Genomic DNA, 14285 nt, shown 5'->3' with positions numbered 1-14285 from the left:
GGGGGTACGGCTCGCGCCCCCGACAGCGGACGTGCGGGCCGTACCGGCTCCCTGCCCGTCAGAACCACCACGCCCACGCCCCCGCACCGCCCGGCCACCGCACGGGCGCGGAGGGCTCGACCGCCGAAAAGGGGAGTTTGTCAGATGAGCCGGAGAGATCGGGGGCTGCGCCGCCTTGCGGCCGGCACGCTGCTCGTCGCCTTCCAGGGCACCACCGCCCCGGACTGGATCCTGCGCGAGCTCGAGGACGGCCTCGGCGGCGTCACGCTCTTCGGTTTCAACGTCGCCGACCCCGCGCGGCTGAGCGAGCTCACCGCGACGCTGAAGGCCGCCGGCGAGCCGGTCATCTCGCTGGACGAGGAGGGCGGCGACGTCACCCGCCTGGCCTACCACGTCGGCAGCCCCTACCCGGGCAACGCCGCTCTCGGCGCCGTGGACGACGTCGAGCTGACCCACCGCGTCTACCGGGCGATCGGCGCGGAGCTGGCCGCCTGCGGCGTGAACCTCGACATGGCGCCGGACGCCGACGTCAACACCGCCGACGACAACCCGGTGATCGGCACCCGCTCGTTCGGCAACGACACCGCGCTGGTCGCCAGGCACACCGTCGCCGCCGTCCAGGGCCTGCAGTCGGTGAACGTGGCCGCCTGCGTCAAGCACTTCCCCGGCCACGGCGCCACCCGCGTCGACTCCCACCTGGCCGTCCCCGTGGTCGACGTCTCGCTGGACGTGCTGCGCGAGCGGGAGCTCGTGCCGTTCCAGGCCGCGATCAAGGCGGGCGCCAGGTCGGTCATGACCGCGCACGTCGCCGTACCGGTGATCACCGGCGACGAGCCCGCGACGCTGTCGGCCGCCGCGCTGACCGAGCTGCTCAGGGGCGAGCTCGGCTACGAGGGCGTCGTGATCACCGACGCCCTGGACATGCACGCGATCACCGACACCGTGGGCCTGGCCGGAGGCGCGTTGCGCACGCTGGCCGCCGGCTCCGACCTGCTGTGCCTCGGCCCCGTGCCGACCTACGACGACGTCCGGCAGGTCATCGCCGCGATCGTCGACGCGGTGGACGAGGGACGGCTGCCGCTGTCGCGCCTGGAGGAGGCGGCCGGGCGCGTGGCCGAGCTGCGGGCCTGGTTCGGCTCCGCCACCGGCGCCGCCGTCGAGGAGGGCGGCATCGGCCTGGACGCGGCGCGGCGGGCGGTCACCGTCACCGGCGCCACCAACCCGCTGCGCGACCCGCTGGTGATCGAGATCGACACCCCGCCCACCATCGCGGTCGGCGACGTCCCGTGGGGCCTGAAGCTGCCCACCGCGGAGACCGTCAGGGTCAAGCCCGCCGACGCCGACCTCGACACGCTGCTGCGCAGGGCCGCCGGCCGCTCGCTCGTCGTGGTGGTCAAGGACGCGCACCGCTACACCGACAGCAGGGACCTGGTCACCGCCCTGGTGAGCGCCCGTCCCGACGCCACCGTGATCGAGATGGGCCTGCCGATCTGGCGCCCCGACAGCGCCGCCTACATCGCGACGTACGGCGCTGCGCGGGCGAACGCGCAGGCGGCCGTCGAGCTGCTGACCGCCTGATCAGGACGCGAAGAGCTCCTCGCGGGCCTGGTCGAGGGCAGCGAGGACCGCGCCGCGCAGGACGGGGTTGTCGGCCACCGCGGTGGTGACGACCTCCGGCCTGATCGGGCAGATCCTGGCCACGGCCTCCTCCACCCGCGCGGTGAGCGCCGAGCCGCCCGCCTTGCCGACCTCGCCGCCGAGCACGACCAGCCCGGGGTCGAGCACCACGCACACCGACGCGACGCCGAGCGCGATCCGGTGGGCGATCTCGTCGAGCAGCGGCTCGCCGCGCTCTCCCGCCGCGACCGCCTCGGCGATGCCGGCGAAGCCGTAACTCTGCGCCAGCTCCTGCACCGCGACCGCGCTGACCAGCGACTGCAGGCCGCCGGCCAGGGACGGCAGCCGCCCGGGCTCCGCCCTGATGTCCTCGGCGAGCGGCACGCCGGGCACCGGCAGGTAGCCGATCTCGCCCGCGCTGCCCGAGCGCCCCCTGTGGAGCCTGCCGCCGAGCATCACCGCGAGGCCGAGGCCGCGCCCCGCCCACAGCAGCACGAAGTCGTCGACCCCCTTGGCCGCTCCGGCGGCGCGCTCGGCCAGGGCGGCGAGGTTGACGTCGTTCTCGATCGTGACCTCGCGCTTGAGGTCGCCCGCCAGCGCCTCGTGGATGCCCTCGTGCCAGCCCGGCAGGTCGAAGGAGAAGCGCACGTCGCCGCTGCGCGGATCGACCACGCCCGGCGTGCCGATCACCACGCCGCGCAGCTTGGCCAGGCCGACCTTGGCGCTGCGGCAGGCCTTGACGACCGCGCTGTGGACGACGGAGACCGGGTCGTCATGGCCGTTGGGGGCGACGGTGACCTCGGCGATCGTGCGCCCGTGGATGTCGGCGATCGCGGTGGAGACGAACTCGGGACCGACGTCGAGCCCGGCGACGTAGGCGCTGGAGGAGACGACGGAGTAGAGGGCGGCGTTGGGGCCGCGCCCGCCCGCCTGCTCGCCGACCACCTCGACCAGGCCGCGCTCCTCCAGGCGCGCGAGCGTCTGGGAGGCGGTCACCTTCGACAGGCCGGTGTGGTCGCCGATCTGGCCGCGGGTCATGGGCCCGGTGGCGAGCAGCAACTCCAATGCGGCCCGGTCGTTGATCTCCCTCAGCAACCTGGGCACACCAGGACGTCGCTCCACGCCCCAAAGCTTAGCCCCGTTGCCCGGTGGCGCGCATGACGTGAGGAAGGCTCACGCTCTCCCGCAGGGCCGCGTGCGGCGCGCGCCTGCCGGGGTTGGTCGAGCGCATCCGCCGAGGTACCGCGCCTGCCGTACGCGGATCACCGGCCCATGCGGGTCCCCGCGCGTCTAACCAGTGTTGACCAGGAGGGATAATCGACAACATGCGCCTTTCCGCTCGTGTCGACTACGCCCTTCGTGCCGCCGCCGAACTCGCCGCAGCTGGAGCGGGTCCGACCACCGTGGGCGAACTCGCCAAAGAGCAGGACATGCCACCCAAGTACCTGGAGAACATCCTGCTCCAGATGCGCCGCGCGGGGCTCGTCCGCGGCCAGCGAGGCCCCGAGGGCGGCTACGTGCTGGCCAGGCCCGCGGCGGAGATCTCCCTGGCCGACGTGATCCGCGCGGTCGACGGCCCGCTGGCCAACGTGCGGGGCGAGCGCCCCGAGCACGTCGGATACCGCGGCCCCGCCGAGTCGCTGCAGCAGGTGTGGATCGCCCTGCGCGCCACCGAACGGGCCATCCTCGAGGAGGTCACGCTCGATCACGTCGCCACCGGCGCGTTGCCGGAGAGCGTCCGGTCGCTCGCCGCCGACCCCGCCGCCTGGGACTGACCTCCCGCCACCACAGCAGGGCGAGCGCGGCGCGCGCCAGGGCCGTGGACCGTCATGAGGAGGTCGCCGGTGGCGAAGGTGAACGTGGTCAGGACCAGCGCGGGCAGCCTGACCGCCCTGCCGGACGAGTGGGTGGGCGCCCGTGCCCGAGGGTGACGCCGTCTACCGGACCGCCGCGCGCCTGCGCCAGGCGCTCGACGGCCGCGTGCTGACCAGGTCGGACTTCAGGGTGCCGCGCCACGCCACCGCCGACCTGACCGGGCGCGCCGTCACCGCGACCGTGTCGTACGGCAAGCACCTGCTCACCAGGGTCGAGGGCGGCCTGACCGTGCACACGCACCTGCGCATGGAGGGCAGCTGGGTCGTCATGCCGGCGGGACGCGGGCTGCCGCGCGGCGACACGGTACGGCTCGTCCTGGCCAACGCCACGTGGCAGGCGGTCGGCCTCAGACTGGGGGCGGTGGACCTGCTCAGGACCGAGCACGAGCACACCCTGATCGGCCACCTCGGCCCCGACCTGCTCGGCCCGGACTGGGATCAACGGGAAGCGGTCGCCAGGCTGCGCAGAAACCCGGACACGACGATCGGGGAGGCGCTGCTCGACCAGCGCAATCTCGCGGGAATTGGCACGATCTACCGCGCCGAGACACTGTTTCTCAAGGGCGTGTCACCCTGGCGTCCCGTCGGCTCCATCGCCGATCTCGACGGCCTGGTCTCGCTCGCCCAGCGGTTGCTGGCGGCGAACAAGGATCACGCGGCCACCGTCACCACAGGTGATCGCCGTCGCGGCTTCGAGACGTGGGTCTATGGCAGGGCTGGAAGACCCTGCCGCCGATGCGGATCTCGCATCAGGCGCGGGGAGATGGGGGCACAGCCACAGGAACGCCTGATCCTGTGGTGCGACCGCTGCCAACCGGGCTGAGCCCTGCTGTCAGGCGGCCACCATGTCCTTGACTTCGGGGAACACCGAGTCGCCGATCGACCCGGGCACGGTCTCGGACAGCGGCAGACGCTCCCGCTCCGGCACATCGGCGAGCACAGGGGCAGCCTGGAGCTCCGCCAGCGCGAACTGGTCGGAAACCTCACGCAACACCTGCGAGAGCGGCACGCCGAGGGCACCGCAGATCGAGGCCAACAGCTCGGAGGATGCCTCTTTCTGACCACGCTCGACCTCGGACAGGTAGCCCAGAGACACGCGCGCCAGCGTCGACACCTCACGCAGGGTGCGTCCCTGCCGCACCCTCAGCCGCCTCAGAACATCTCCAAGTAGCTGACGCAGCAGAATCATCTGTCGCTCCCTCCCCGGCGCGGTGGTCTTCACCGTGCCATGCGCGATCGGATCGTGCCGCCCGTTCTTTCGCTTCGCTTCGTACATACTCCTCGCCGTCATCATCGGACGCCTGCGCGGATCGTTGGGCCCGCCAGCCTGGCTCGCGGGGCTTGCAGATGGCTCACGGACCTCACTCACAGCTCCACCGTACCCGTATCCACCGACACCGCGTCAGACCGTGGTTCGCATGTTCGCTGGGGACGTAACACGGTAATCACCCGGAATGTTCCCCCACGTTGGCCTTCAGCACACCTGCGAGGAGATCAACGGCCTCGTCGACTGTCCGGTCCCTGATCCGGTCGCGAGAGTGCCCGCCCATGAGATCGCGATGCCAGATCCTGCCCTCAGGGCCGCTCAGCGCCACGTGAACAGTGCCGACGGCCTTGCCGTCCTGCGGGTCGGGGCCCGCCACCCCGGTGACCGCCAGGCCGTACGTGGCGCCGCAGAGCCGGGCCACCCCGCGGGCCATGGCCGCGGCGACCTCCGGATGGACCGCGCCCTCCCGCGCGAGCAGCTCCCCCGGTACGGCCAGCAGCTCCCGCTTCAGATCGGTGGCGTAGGAGATGACGCCGCCCCTGAAGGCCGCGGAGGCGCCGCCGGTCGCGGTGAAGGTCGCCCCCAGCAGCCCCCCGGTGAGCGACTCGGCCACGGCCAGCGTCGCCCCCTGCCGGATCAGCAGCTCGATCACGCCCGCGGCGCCCGGCACGTCCGTCCGCATCAGCTCACTCCGCTCTGGCCCGCTTGGCCACCTGTCTCAGCCTGATGGCGCGGATCACGTAGTCGGCGCCCGTGACGAGAGTCACCACCAGCGCGGCGCCCATGGCCACCCAGCGGATCACGTCGGGCACGTTGGGCAGCAGGTAGAGCACGATCGCCGTGATCTGCAGCACGGTCTTGACCTTGCCGCCGTAGCTGGCCGGGATGACACCGTGCCTGATCACGACGAACCGCAGGATCGTGATGCCGAACTCGCGGCCGAGGATCGCGATCGTGACCCACCAGGGCAGCTCGTCGAGTATCGACAGGCTCACCAGGGCCGCCCCGGTGAGCGCCTTGTCGGCGATCGGGTCGGCGATCTTCCCGAAGTCGGTGACCAGGTGGTAGCGCCTGGCCAGCTCCCCGTCGAGGTGGTCGGTGATCGAGGCCAGCCCGAACACCCCCAGGGCCGCGTATCTCCAGCCGGTGCCCGGCACGAAGAGGAAGACGACGAACAAGGGGACGAGCGCCAACCTGAGCACCGTGAGGACGTTGGCGATGTTCCACGGGCTCACCACCCGGCGCTCGTCTCGGGTCATGGACCGGCCTTGATTCGCGCGATCAGATCGACCCCCTCGGCATCGACCACGACCGCCCTGACGATCTGCCCTGGGACCAGGCCGATGCCCTGCACCGTGACGGAACCGTCGACCTCCGGGCCCTGGTGTGCCGCCCTGCCTTCGTAGCCGCCGTCGCCCAGGTCCTCTTCGATGAGCACGTCGACCTCGGTGCCGATGCGCTCCTCGGCCCGCTGCGAGGTCAGCTCCTCGGCCAGCTCGGTGAGGATCCGCACGCGCTCGTCGACGATCTCCTGCTCGACCTTCGAGTCGAAGGTCGCCGCCTCGGTGCCGTCCTCGTCGGAGTAGCCGAACACGCCGATGACGTCGAGCCTGGCCTCCTCGAGGAAGCCGACCAGCTCGCCGAACTCCTCCTCGGTCTCGCCGGGGAAGCCCACGATGAAGTTGGAGCGGACGCCCGCCTCGGGCGCCTTGGCCCTGATCTGCTCCAGCAGGCCCAGGAAGCGCTCAGGGTCACCGAAACGGCGCATCCTGCGCAGGACGGTGCCGCTGGCGTGCTGGAAGGACAGGTCGAAGTAGGGGGCGATGCCCTCGGTCGCCGCGATCACGTCGAGCAGCCCGGGGCGCAGCTCGGCCGGCTGCAGGTAGCTGACCCGCACCCGCTCGACGCCCTCGACCGCGGCCAGCTGCGGCAGCAGCTTCTCCAGCGCGCGCAGGTCGCCCAGGTCCTTGCCGTAGGAGGTGGAGTTCTCGCTCACCAGGACCAGCTCGCGGACCCCGCGGTGGGCCAGCCAGTCGGCCTCGGCCAGCAGCTCCTCGGGCGCGCGCGAGACGTAGGCGCCGCGGAAGGCGGGGATGGCGCAGAAGGAGCAGCGGCGGTCGCAGCCAGAGGCGAGCTTCAGCGAGGCGACGGGACTCTCGTCCAGACGCTTGCGCAGCACGCGGGGCCCGCTGGCGGGCGCCAGGCCCGCCGGCAGGTCGCCGTGCCCGGGGATGCTCGCCTTGGCGGCCGAGCGCTCCACCGGCGAGATCGGCAGAAGCGTGCGGCGGTCGCGCGGCGTGTGCGGCTTGAGCGGCCTGCCCTCCAGCACGTCGTCGAGGCGGGCACCGATCTCGGCGTAGTCGTCGAAGGAGATCACCGCGCTGGCCTCGGGCAGCGCCTCGGCCAGCTCGTTGCCGTAGCGCTCGGCCATGCAGCCCGCGGCCACGACCTTGGCCCCGGAGTCCGCGGCCGCCAGCAGCGTGTCGATGGAGTCTTTCTTCGCCGAGTCGATGAAGCCGCAGGTGTTGACGACGACGACGTCGGCATCGTCGTCGTCGCCCAGCTGCCAGCCGGCAGCATCAAGTCGCGCGGCGAGCTCCTCGGAGTCGACCTCGTTGCGCGCGCAGCCCAGAGTGATCAGCGATACGGTTCGGCGGGATGACATGGTGGACACTACGGTATCGGCACTTGGCCACTACCCGTCGCACCTCCCCCGCACTCGTCAGCGCGGACGCGGCGCCGAGACGCTGTAGGTGCGCCTGACCAGCTCGCCCCGCGCGCCCGGCGACCCCAGCTCCTTGCCGTTGACCTGCAGCGACACCGCGCCCGCGTCGTGGATGGTCATCCGCACCGTCTTCTTGGCCGTCCACGTGGACGTCTTGCCCGCCGGCAAGGTGCCCGCGAAGAGCTTGCGCCCGTCAGCGTCGCGCACGTTGAGGTACGACGACCGCTTGGCCCGCACCTTGACGGTCACCATGTCGGACTTCTTCTGGGTGGACAGCGCCGCCGCACGGCGGGCCGGACCCGCGTTGGGCACGTTCGGCGGCACGCTCGGCCGCGAGGAGACCGGCTGGATGTCGGCCGTCGGCACGTCGCCCGACCCGCCCATCGCCCTGACGACGCCGAAGATCACGACGATGGTCAGCGCGACGCCCAGGGCCATCGTCCAGTTGGGGCCCCTGCGCTCGCGCAGCTTGAGCCCCTTGAAGTTCTGGAAGACGGCGGCGGCGCGCAGCGGCTGCGACACCCCGGCGTGCTGGGCGTCGTAGCGCTGGACCATCGCCTCGGGGTCGACACCGACCGCCTTGGCGATCGCCCTGACGTGGCCTCTGGCGTAGAAGTCGCCGCCGCACATGGAGAAGTCGTCCCGCTCGATGGCGTACAGGAGCGCCTCACGAATCCGGGTGGTCGCGCTCAGCTGGCCCACCGTCAGCCCCGCCGCCTGCCTCGCCTGGGCCAGTACAGCCCCCATGCTCTGATCGTTCACAACGACGCCTCCCCGCCCCCGACGTTGCGTAGTTACTCCTATTCAATCAGTTATCGTCGGCAACGGTGCGCAGGGGTCACTCTCCCCGCAAGTCGGCCAGCAGACCGGGCAGATCGTCGGGCTTCAGCAGCACCTCGCGCGCCTTGGAACCCTCGCTCGGGCCGACGACGCCACGCGACTCCAGCAGGTCCATGAGACGGCCCGCCTTCGCGAACCCGACCCTGAGCTTGCGCTGGAGCATCGACGTCGAGCCGAACTGGGTGGTGACGATCAGCTCGGCGGCCTGGATCAGCACGTCGAGGTCGTCGCCGATGTCCTCGTCGATCTCCTTCTTGACCGCCACGGCGGCCACGTCGTCGCGGTACTCGGCCTGCATCTGCTGCTTGCAGTGGGAGACGATCCCGGCGATCTCCTTCTCGGAGACGAACGCGTTCTGGATGCGGATCGGCTTGCTCGCGCCCATCGGCAGGAAGAGCGCGTCGCCCTGGCCGACCAGCTTGTCGGCGCCCGGCTGGTCGAGGATGACGCGGGAGTCGGTGAGCGAGGAGACCGCGAAGGCCAGCCGGGACGGCACGTTGGCCTTGATGAGGCCGGTGACGACGTCCACGCTCGGCCGCTGGGTGGCGATGACCAGGTGGATGCCCGCCGCGCGCGCCAGCTGCGTGATGCGGACGATGGAGTCCTCGACGTCGCGCGGGGCGACCATCATGAGGTCGGCCAGCTCGTCGACGATCACCAGCAGGTAGGGGTAGGGCTGGTAGACGCGCTCGCTGCCGGGCGGCGGCACCAGCTTGCCCGCCTTGACGGCCTTGTTGAACTCGTCGACGTGCCGGAAGCCGCTGGCGGCCAGGTCGTCGTAGCGGCGGTCCATCTCGCCCACCACCCATTCGAGGGCCTCGGCGGCCTTCTTCGGATTGGTGATGATCGGCGTGATCAGGTGGGGGATGCCCTCGTAGACCGACAGCTCCACGCGCTTGGGGTCGACGAGCACCATGCGCACCTCGTCAGGGGTGGCGCGCATGAGGATCGAGGTGATGAGGCCGTTGACGCAGACGGACTTGCCCGCGCCGGTGGCGCCCGCGATGAGCAGGTGCGGCATCTTGGCCAGGTTCGCCACGATGGTGCGGCCCTCGACGTCCTTGCCGAGCCCCACGATCATCGGGTGGTGGTCGGCCTGGGCGACCTGCGAGCGCAGCACGTCGCCGAGCGCGACCAGGTCCTTGTCGGCGTTGGGGATCTCCACCCCGATCGCCGACTTGCCGGGGATCGGGGACAGGATCCGCACGTCCGCCGACTTCACCGCGTAGGCGATGTTCTTGGTGAGCGCGGTGACCTTCTCCACCTTCACGGCCGGGCCGAGCTCGATCTCGTAGCGCGTGACCGTCGGTCCGCGGGTGAAGCCGATCACCTGCGCGTCGATGCCGAACTGCTCCAGCACGCTGGTCAGCGCGTTGACGACGGTGGTGTTCGCCTTGGTCTGCGGCTTGGGCAGGGTGCCGGGGCTGAGCGTCTGCAGGTCGGGCAGCACGTACGGGCCCGCCTGCGGCGACAGCACCAGCTGCTCCACCTTGCGCGGCGCCGGCGTCGGCTCGGGCGGCGCGGCGACCGGCCGCGGCGGCTCGGGCGCCTCCTGCGGCTCGTCCTCGACCAGCCCGGGGACGATCTCGGGAGAGTGCCGCTCCTTCTCCGACAGGACCGGGCTGTCGTACGGCTTGGCCCCGTCGGGCGGCTCCGGCTTCTTGGTCCTGACCCGCTTCTTCACCGGCTCGCTCGGCCTGGGCGCGGCGCCGCCCTTGTCGAAGAGCATGTGGCGCAGCTCGGCCAGCCGTTCGGGGATCCGGTGCACCGGCGTGGCGGTGATCACCAGCACGCCGAAGCCCGACAGGAGCAGCAGCAGCGGGATCGTCACCCACGCGGGCAGGATGCTCGCCGGCGGCGCCGAGACGATGAACCCCACCATGCCACCGGCCGCCGAGATCTTGTCCATGCCGTCGGTGGCGTCGCCCGCCGGGTACGGCACGTCGTTGACCACGTGGACGACCCCGAGCACGCCGGTGAGCAGCGCGCTCCAGCCGATCACCATGCGCCCGGTGTCGGCGTTCTGGTCGGGATGGCGCAGGAAGCGCCAGGCCAGCAGACCGAGCAGCAGCGGGATCGCCCACGCCAGCGAGCCGAAGACGCCGTGCATGACGGCGCTGACCACCTCGGAGACCGTGCCGCGCGACTGGCGCCACGTCATGGCGGCCAGCACGATCGCGCCCGCCAGCACCGCCAGGCCGACCCCGTCGCGCCGGTGGGCGGGATCGAGCTCGCGCGCCTGGTTGCCCAGGGCTCTGGCGGCGCTGCCGATGCCGTTGGCCACCAGCATCCACAGGCCGACGATCAACTTGCCGATCATGGTGAAGACCCAGCTGATCGGGTCCTGGTGGGTGGCGGGGGGTCTGCGGGCGGGCGCCGACGTCTTCTTCGAGCGCGTGGCTGACGGGGATGTCGTCCGCTTGGCCGGAGTCGAGCGTGACGAGGTCGGTCGCTTCGCCGGCCCCTTCGATGCGCCTTTCGGCGTACGGGTGGCCATGATGCCAAAGGTACGTCGGAGACAGTGTCGATGGGGTGGAGGCTCGCCGATATCCCCGACGTCAAGATTGCGAGCTCTTTCGGGTTTGGTGCGCGGTGGGCGACGGGCCGCCCCGTCAGGCGGCTCGCGGCGGTCAGGCGGCTCGCCGCGGTCAGGCAGGGAAGCGGTAGATCGTCGTCGAGGTGTGGGTCTCGCCCGGCCGCAGCACCGTCGAGGGGAAGTGCGGCTGGTTGGGCGAGTCGGGGAAGTGCTGCGTCTCCAGGCAGAACCCGGCGTGCCTGCCGTACGGCGTGGCCACCCCGTCGAGCATCCCGCCCGCGTAGAACTGCACGCCCGGCTCGGTGGTGGAGACCTCCATCACCCGCCCGCTGACCGGCTCGACCACCCTGATCCCGCCGTCGAGGACGAAGCAGTGGTCCTCCCAGCCGCCGATGCGCCGGGGCTCGGTGAAGTCGAAGTCCGTGCCCTTCACGGGGGCCGTCTCGCCCGTGGGGATCTTCTGCTCGTCCACCGGGAGGTAGTGCGGGGCCGCCATCCGCAGCACGTGACCCAGCACGTCGCCGCCACCCGCGAGGTTGAAGTAGCTGTGGTTGGTCAGGTTGACCACGGTGGGCGCGTCGGTGCGGGCCCGGTAGTCGAGCCGCAGGGCGCGTCCGTCCAGGGTGTAGGTGATCGAGGCGGTCAGCGTCCCCGGGTAGCCCTGGTCGCCGTCGGGGCTGACCAGTTCGAGGGTGACGGCCGCAGTGGAGGCGGCGGTCACGCGCCAGATCCGCCTGTCGAACCCGTCGACGCCGCCGTGCAGGCTGTTGGGCCCGTTGTTGACCGGTAGCTGGTGGGTGGTGCCGTCGAGCGTGAAGCGGCCGCGGGCGATGCGGTTGCCGTACCGGCCGACGACGGCGCCGAAGTAGCGGCTGCGGGTGCGGTACTCCTCAGGGTCCTCCAGGCCGAGGACCACGTTCACGCCGTCCACCTCCAGCGACTGCAGGGCCGCGCCGTAGGTCAGGACGGCCGCGCGCATCCCCTCGCAGGACAGTTCGTGACGCTCGATGCTCATCCGCGCGCCTCCTCCGCCGACCCGACGCCCACCCGGGCATCTCCCCGACCCGACCCGACGCTCACCTGCGCTGACGACCCGCACCTCGCTGCGCGACCCGGCACGACCCGACGCTCACCAGGACACGACCCGGCACGACTCAACGCTCACCGGGACACGACCCGGCACGACCCAACGCGCTCCAGGACACCCCGGCACGACCCGACGCTCACCTGCGCGCCTCGGCTGTCGACTCGCGGACGACCAGGCTGGTCTCCAGCGTCGTCACCCCCGGGGCGCCCGCGGCGTCGACGGGGTTCAGCAGCATGTCGACGGCCATGCGTCCCGCCGCCGCCGTCGGCATCGCGATCGTGGTCAGCCTGGGGCTGCCGAACCTGCCGGGCAGGATGTCGTCCACCCCGATGACGCTGATGTCGCGCGGCACCTGCGTGTCGCGTTCGGCCAGACCCTCCATCAGCCCGATGGCCACCAGGTCGTTGTAGGCGAGCACGCCCGTGGCGCCGGAGGCGATCACGTCGGTCACGGCCGACCTGCCGCCGAGCTCGGTGGGCGGGTTGGGGCCGAGGAAGACCACGTCCGCCTCACCTGCCGTGGCGGCCGCCTGCATCTCCTTGCTCGTCCACGACCCGCTGGGACCGGTCACCAGCGCGATCCTGCGGTGCCCCAGCGCGACCAGGTGCTCGATCGCCTGCCGGGCGCCCCTGCCGACGTCCATCAGCACCGTCGGCATGTCCTTCACCCTGCGGTTGACGACCACGAGCGGCACCTGCTCGCCCAGCCGCTCGATCGTGCTGTTCGCCAGGCGCGGGCCGCACAGCAGCACGCCGTCGACCTGCTTGGCGAAGGCCTGGATCAGTTCCTCCTCCACCTGCGGGTCCTCGTCGGTGTCGGCCACGAACACGTGGTAGTCGCGCAGCCTGGCCTGCGCCTGGGCCGCCTTGATCAGCGACGAGAAGAACGGGTTGGCGATGTCGGCCACGATCAACCCGAGGTTGTGGGTCCTGCCGGTGGTGAGCGCCCTCGCCGCCCGGTTCGGCCGGTAGCCGAGGTCGTCGGCCACGGCGAGCACCCTGGTGCGCGTCTCGGCGTTCACCAGATGGGGCGCGGAGAAGGTGCGCGACACCGTCGACACGTGCACGCCTGACGCCCGCGCGACGTCCCTGATCGTCACCGCCACAGCAGGCCTCCCTCGACCACTGGCCGCACTCTAGTGCAATCGGTTGTAGCGGCGTCAATCAGCCGGACCAGGACTTACTCGTTGTCATCGCTTGACGGCTCCCCGCCGTACCCGAATACTCCGGTGCAACCGGTTGCTACATCGAGCCTCGGGAGTGGGGTAGCCGATGACACGAACACTGGTGACGGGCAGCGCGGGACGGCTCGGCCGCAGCGTCGTCGTCGCATTGGCGCAGGCGGGTCACGAGGTGATCGGCGTCGACACCGCACCGGGCACTCCCCCGCAGGCCGCCGCCACCCTGCCCGCCGACCTGACCGACCTCGGCCAGGCCTACGAGGTCATGACCCGGTTCCGGCCGGACAACGTGGTCCACCTGGCCGCGATCGCCACCCCCTTCAGCAGGACGGAAGGGGTGACCTTCCGCACCAACACCCAGCTGGCCTTCAACGTGTGCGAGGCGTCCGCGGCCACCGGCGTCGCCGGCGTCGTGGTGGCCGGCAGCCCCACCGTCATCGGGTACGGCACGCCCGCCTGGCGGCCCCGCTACCTGCCGATCGACGAGGAGCACCCCACCGAGCCGTGGAACGCCTACAGCCTGTCCAAGCAGGTCGCCGAGCAGGTGACAGCCACCTTCGCGCGCCTCCCGCACCAGGTTCGCGGCCGTCCGGCCGTGCTACGTCGTCGCGCCCGAGGAATGGGCGGGAGCCCCCACCCAGCAGGGCCACACCATGGCCGAGCGGCTGGACCGGCCGGAGCTCGCGGCGGTCTCGCTGTTCAACTACATCGACGCCAGAGACGCCGCCGATCTCGTCACCGCCCTGCTCGACCGGCTGCCCGGCATCCCCAGCGGCGAGGTGTTCTTCGCGGGCGCCGCCGACGCGCTGGCCCGCGCGCCGCTGGCCGAGCTCCTGCCCGAGATCCTCCCCGGTACGGCGGCCGCCGCGCACACCCTCACCGGCGCCGCCCCCGCCTTCACCTCGGCCAAGGCCGAGCGGCTGCTCGGCTGGACGGCCAAGCGGAGCTGGCGCACCGAGCTGGCCGGGGCGTGATCACCGAGCTGCGCGTCAGCGCCCGCACCGCCGAACTCCTCCGCCCGTGGGGGCCGGACGTGCCGTACAACCACGTCGTGGTCGTGCGGATCACGCTGGACGAGCCTCCTTCGCCGCGCTGGGGCTGCTGGCCGAGCCGTACCCGGTGAGCTTCGCGGGCGCGAAGGTGACGGTCGGCGATCACC

At 71.7% G+C, this 14285-nt stretch carries 14 protein-coding genes and 1 pseudogene; 6 read left to right on the top strand and 9 right to left on the bottom strand.

The genetic code is table 11. From position 1 onward, the window contains the following. Nucleotides 1–144: 144 nt before the first annotated feature. Nucleotides 145–1578: a glycoside hydrolase family 3 protein gene (locus tag ACWENQ_RS02955; RefSeq protein ID WP_449916851.1), complete on the top strand. Its 1434-nt coding sequence runs from the start codon at nt 145–147 to the stop codon at nt 1576–1578. Here ACWENQ_RS02955 and ACWENQ_RS02950 read toward each other — a convergent pair whose 3' ends face one another. After that, nucleotides 1579–2739 (bottom strand): ROK family transcriptional regulator, encoded by a 1161-nt coding sequence (locus ACWENQ_RS02950; protein ID WP_449916854.1) that lies wholly within the window; start codon nt 2737–2739, stop codon nt 1579–1581. It lies immediately after the preceding gene. 203 nt (nt 2740–2942) lie between these two features. Here ACWENQ_RS02950 and ACWENQ_RS02945 point away from each other — a divergent pair, with 203 nt between their 5' ends. Both ACWENQ_RS02945 and ACWENQ_RS02940 read left to right on the top strand, forming a co-directional pair. Then, nucleotides 2943–3392 carry an RrF2 family transcriptional regulator gene (locus tag ACWENQ_RS02945; RefSeq protein WP_354906673.1) on the top strand — a complete coding sequence of 150 codons (450 nt, stop codon included), beginning with the start codon at nt 2943–2945 and terminating at the stop codon, nt 3390–3392. 142 nt (nt 3393–3534) lie between these two features. Next, complete coding sequence (locus ACWENQ_RS02940; RefSeq protein WP_452412726.1) at nt 3535–4314, top strand: DNA-formamidopyrimidine glycosylase family protein; 780 nt, start codon at nt 3535–3537, stop codon at nt 4312–4314. A 9-nt stretch (nt 4315–4323) separates the two neighbouring features. Here ACWENQ_RS02940 and ACWENQ_RS02935 read toward each other — a convergent pair whose 3' ends face one another. The 8 genes from ACWENQ_RS02935 to ACWENQ_RS02900 form a co-directional block, all read right to left on the bottom strand. Continuing rightward, entirely contained in the window at nt 4324–4680 is a 357-nt protein-coding gene (locus ACWENQ_RS02935; protein ID WP_354906842.1) for a helix-turn-helix domain-containing protein, read from the bottom strand. 256 nt (nt 4681–4936) lie between these two features. Then, nucleotides 4937–5440: a CinA family protein gene (locus ACWENQ_RS02930; RefSeq protein ID WP_452412725.1), complete on the bottom strand. Its 504-nt coding sequence runs from the start codon at nt 5438–5440 to the stop codon at nt 4937–4939. A 4-nt stretch (nt 5441–5444) separates the two neighbouring features. After that, entirely contained in the window at nt 5445–6017 is a 573-nt protein-coding gene (gene pgsA / locus ACWENQ_RS02925) for a CDP-diacylglycerol--glycerol-3-phosphate 3-phosphatidyltransferase (RefSeq protein WP_354906676.1), read from the bottom strand. After that, entirely contained in the window at nt 6014–7423 is a 1410-nt protein-coding gene (gene rimO / locus ACWENQ_RS02920; RefSeq protein ID WP_354906677.1) for a 30S ribosomal protein S12 methylthiotransferase RimO, read from the bottom strand. The genes pgsA and rimO overlap by 4 nt, the downstream gene beginning before the upstream one ends. Nucleotides 7424–7480: 57 nt before the next feature. After that, nucleotides 7481–8230, bottom strand: a complete 750-nt coding sequence (locus ACWENQ_RS02915; protein ID WP_449916864.1) for a helix-turn-helix domain-containing protein — start codon at nt 8228–8230, stop codon at nt 7481–7483. A gap of 91 nt (nt 8231–8321) precedes the next feature. Then, on the bottom strand, nt 8322–10643 hold the full coding sequence (locus ACWENQ_RS02910; RefSeq protein ID WP_354906679.1) for an FtsK/SpoIIIE family DNA translocase: 2322 nt from the start codon (nt 10641–10643) through the stop codon (nt 8322–8324). Nucleotides 10644–10971: 328 nt separating this feature from the next. After that, on the bottom strand, nt 10972–11874 hold the full coding sequence (locus ACWENQ_RS02905; RefSeq protein WP_452412724.1) for an aldose epimerase family protein: 903 nt from the start codon (nt 11872–11874) through the stop codon (nt 10972–10974). A gap of 208 nt (nt 11875–12082) precedes the next feature. Continuing rightward, nucleotides 12083–13051, bottom strand: coding sequence for a LacI family DNA-binding transcriptional regulator (locus ACWENQ_RS02900; protein ID WP_452412723.1), 969 nt, complete (start codon nt 13049–13051; stop codon nt 12083–12085). 166 nt (nt 13052–13217) lie between these two features. On the opposite strand from ACWENQ_RS02900, the pseudogene ACWENQ_RS02895 reads away from it, so the two are divergent. The 3 genes and pseudogenes from ACWENQ_RS02895 to ACWENQ_RS02885 all read left to right on the top strand — a co-directional run. Beyond that, a pseudogene (locus ACWENQ_RS02895) lies at nt 13218–13631 on the top strand (NAD-dependent epimerase/dehydratase family protein); the annotation flags it as partial. A gap of 148 nt (nt 13632–13779) precedes the next feature. Next, a complete protein-coding gene (locus ACWENQ_RS02890) occupies nt 13780–14100 on the top strand; it encodes a hypothetical protein (protein ID WP_452412992.1) in 321 nt (106 codons plus the stop codon). Continuing rightward, on the top strand, nt 14097–14249 hold the full coding sequence (locus ACWENQ_RS02885) for a hypothetical protein (protein ID WP_452412991.1): 153 nt from the start codon (nt 14097–14099) through the stop codon (nt 14247–14249). Before ACWENQ_RS02890 ends, ACWENQ_RS02885 begins: the two co-directional genes overlap by 4 nt. Nucleotides 14250–14285: the final 36 nt, after the last annotated feature.

The organism is Nonomuraea sp. NPDC004354, assembly GCF_053602555.1.
This window is presented reverse-complemented; position numbering and strand designations above follow the sequence as displayed.

Bases quoted from the DNA above. Each gene is read 5' to 3' on its own strand.
- ACWENQ_RS02890 (WP_452412992.1), top strand. From the start codon at position 13,780: ATGGCCGAGCGGCTGGACCGGCCGGAGCTCGCGGCGGTCTCGCTGTTC.
- ACWENQ_RS02915 (WP_449916864.1), bottom strand. From the start codon at position 8,230: ATGGGGGCTGTACTGGCCCAGGCGAGGCAGGCGGCGGGGCTGACGGTG.
- ACWENQ_RS02955 (WP_449916851.1), top strand. From the start codon at position 145: ATGAGCCGGAGAGATCGGGGGCTGCGCCGCCTTGCGGCCGGCACGCTG.
- ACWENQ_RS02930 (WP_452412725.1), bottom strand. From the start codon at position 5,440: ATGCGGACGGACGTGCCGGGCGCCGCGGGCGTGATCGAGCTGCTGATC.
- ACWENQ_RS02910 (WP_354906679.1), bottom strand. From the start codon at position 10,643: ATGATCGGCAAGTTGATCGTCGGCCTGTGGATGCTGGTGGCCAACGGC.
- ACWENQ_RS02935 (WP_354906842.1), bottom strand. From the start codon at position 4,680: ATGATTCTGCTGCGTCAGCTACTTGGAGATGTTCTGAGGCGGCTGAGG.
- pgsA (WP_354906676.1), bottom strand. From the start codon at position 6,017: ATGACCCGAGACGAGCGCCGGGTGGTGAGCCCGTGGAACATCGCCAAC.
- ACWENQ_RS02945 (WP_354906673.1), top strand. From the start codon at position 2,943: ATGCGCCTTTCCGCTCGTGTCGACTACGCCCTTCGTGCCGCCGCCGAA.
- rimO (WP_354906677.1), bottom strand. From the start codon at position 7,423: ATGTCATCCCGCCGAACCGTATCGCTGATCACTCTGGGCTGCGCGCGC.
- ACWENQ_RS02905 (WP_452412724.1), bottom strand. From the start codon at position 11,874: ATGAGCATCGAGCGTCACGAACTGTCCTGCGAGGGGATGCGCGCGGCC.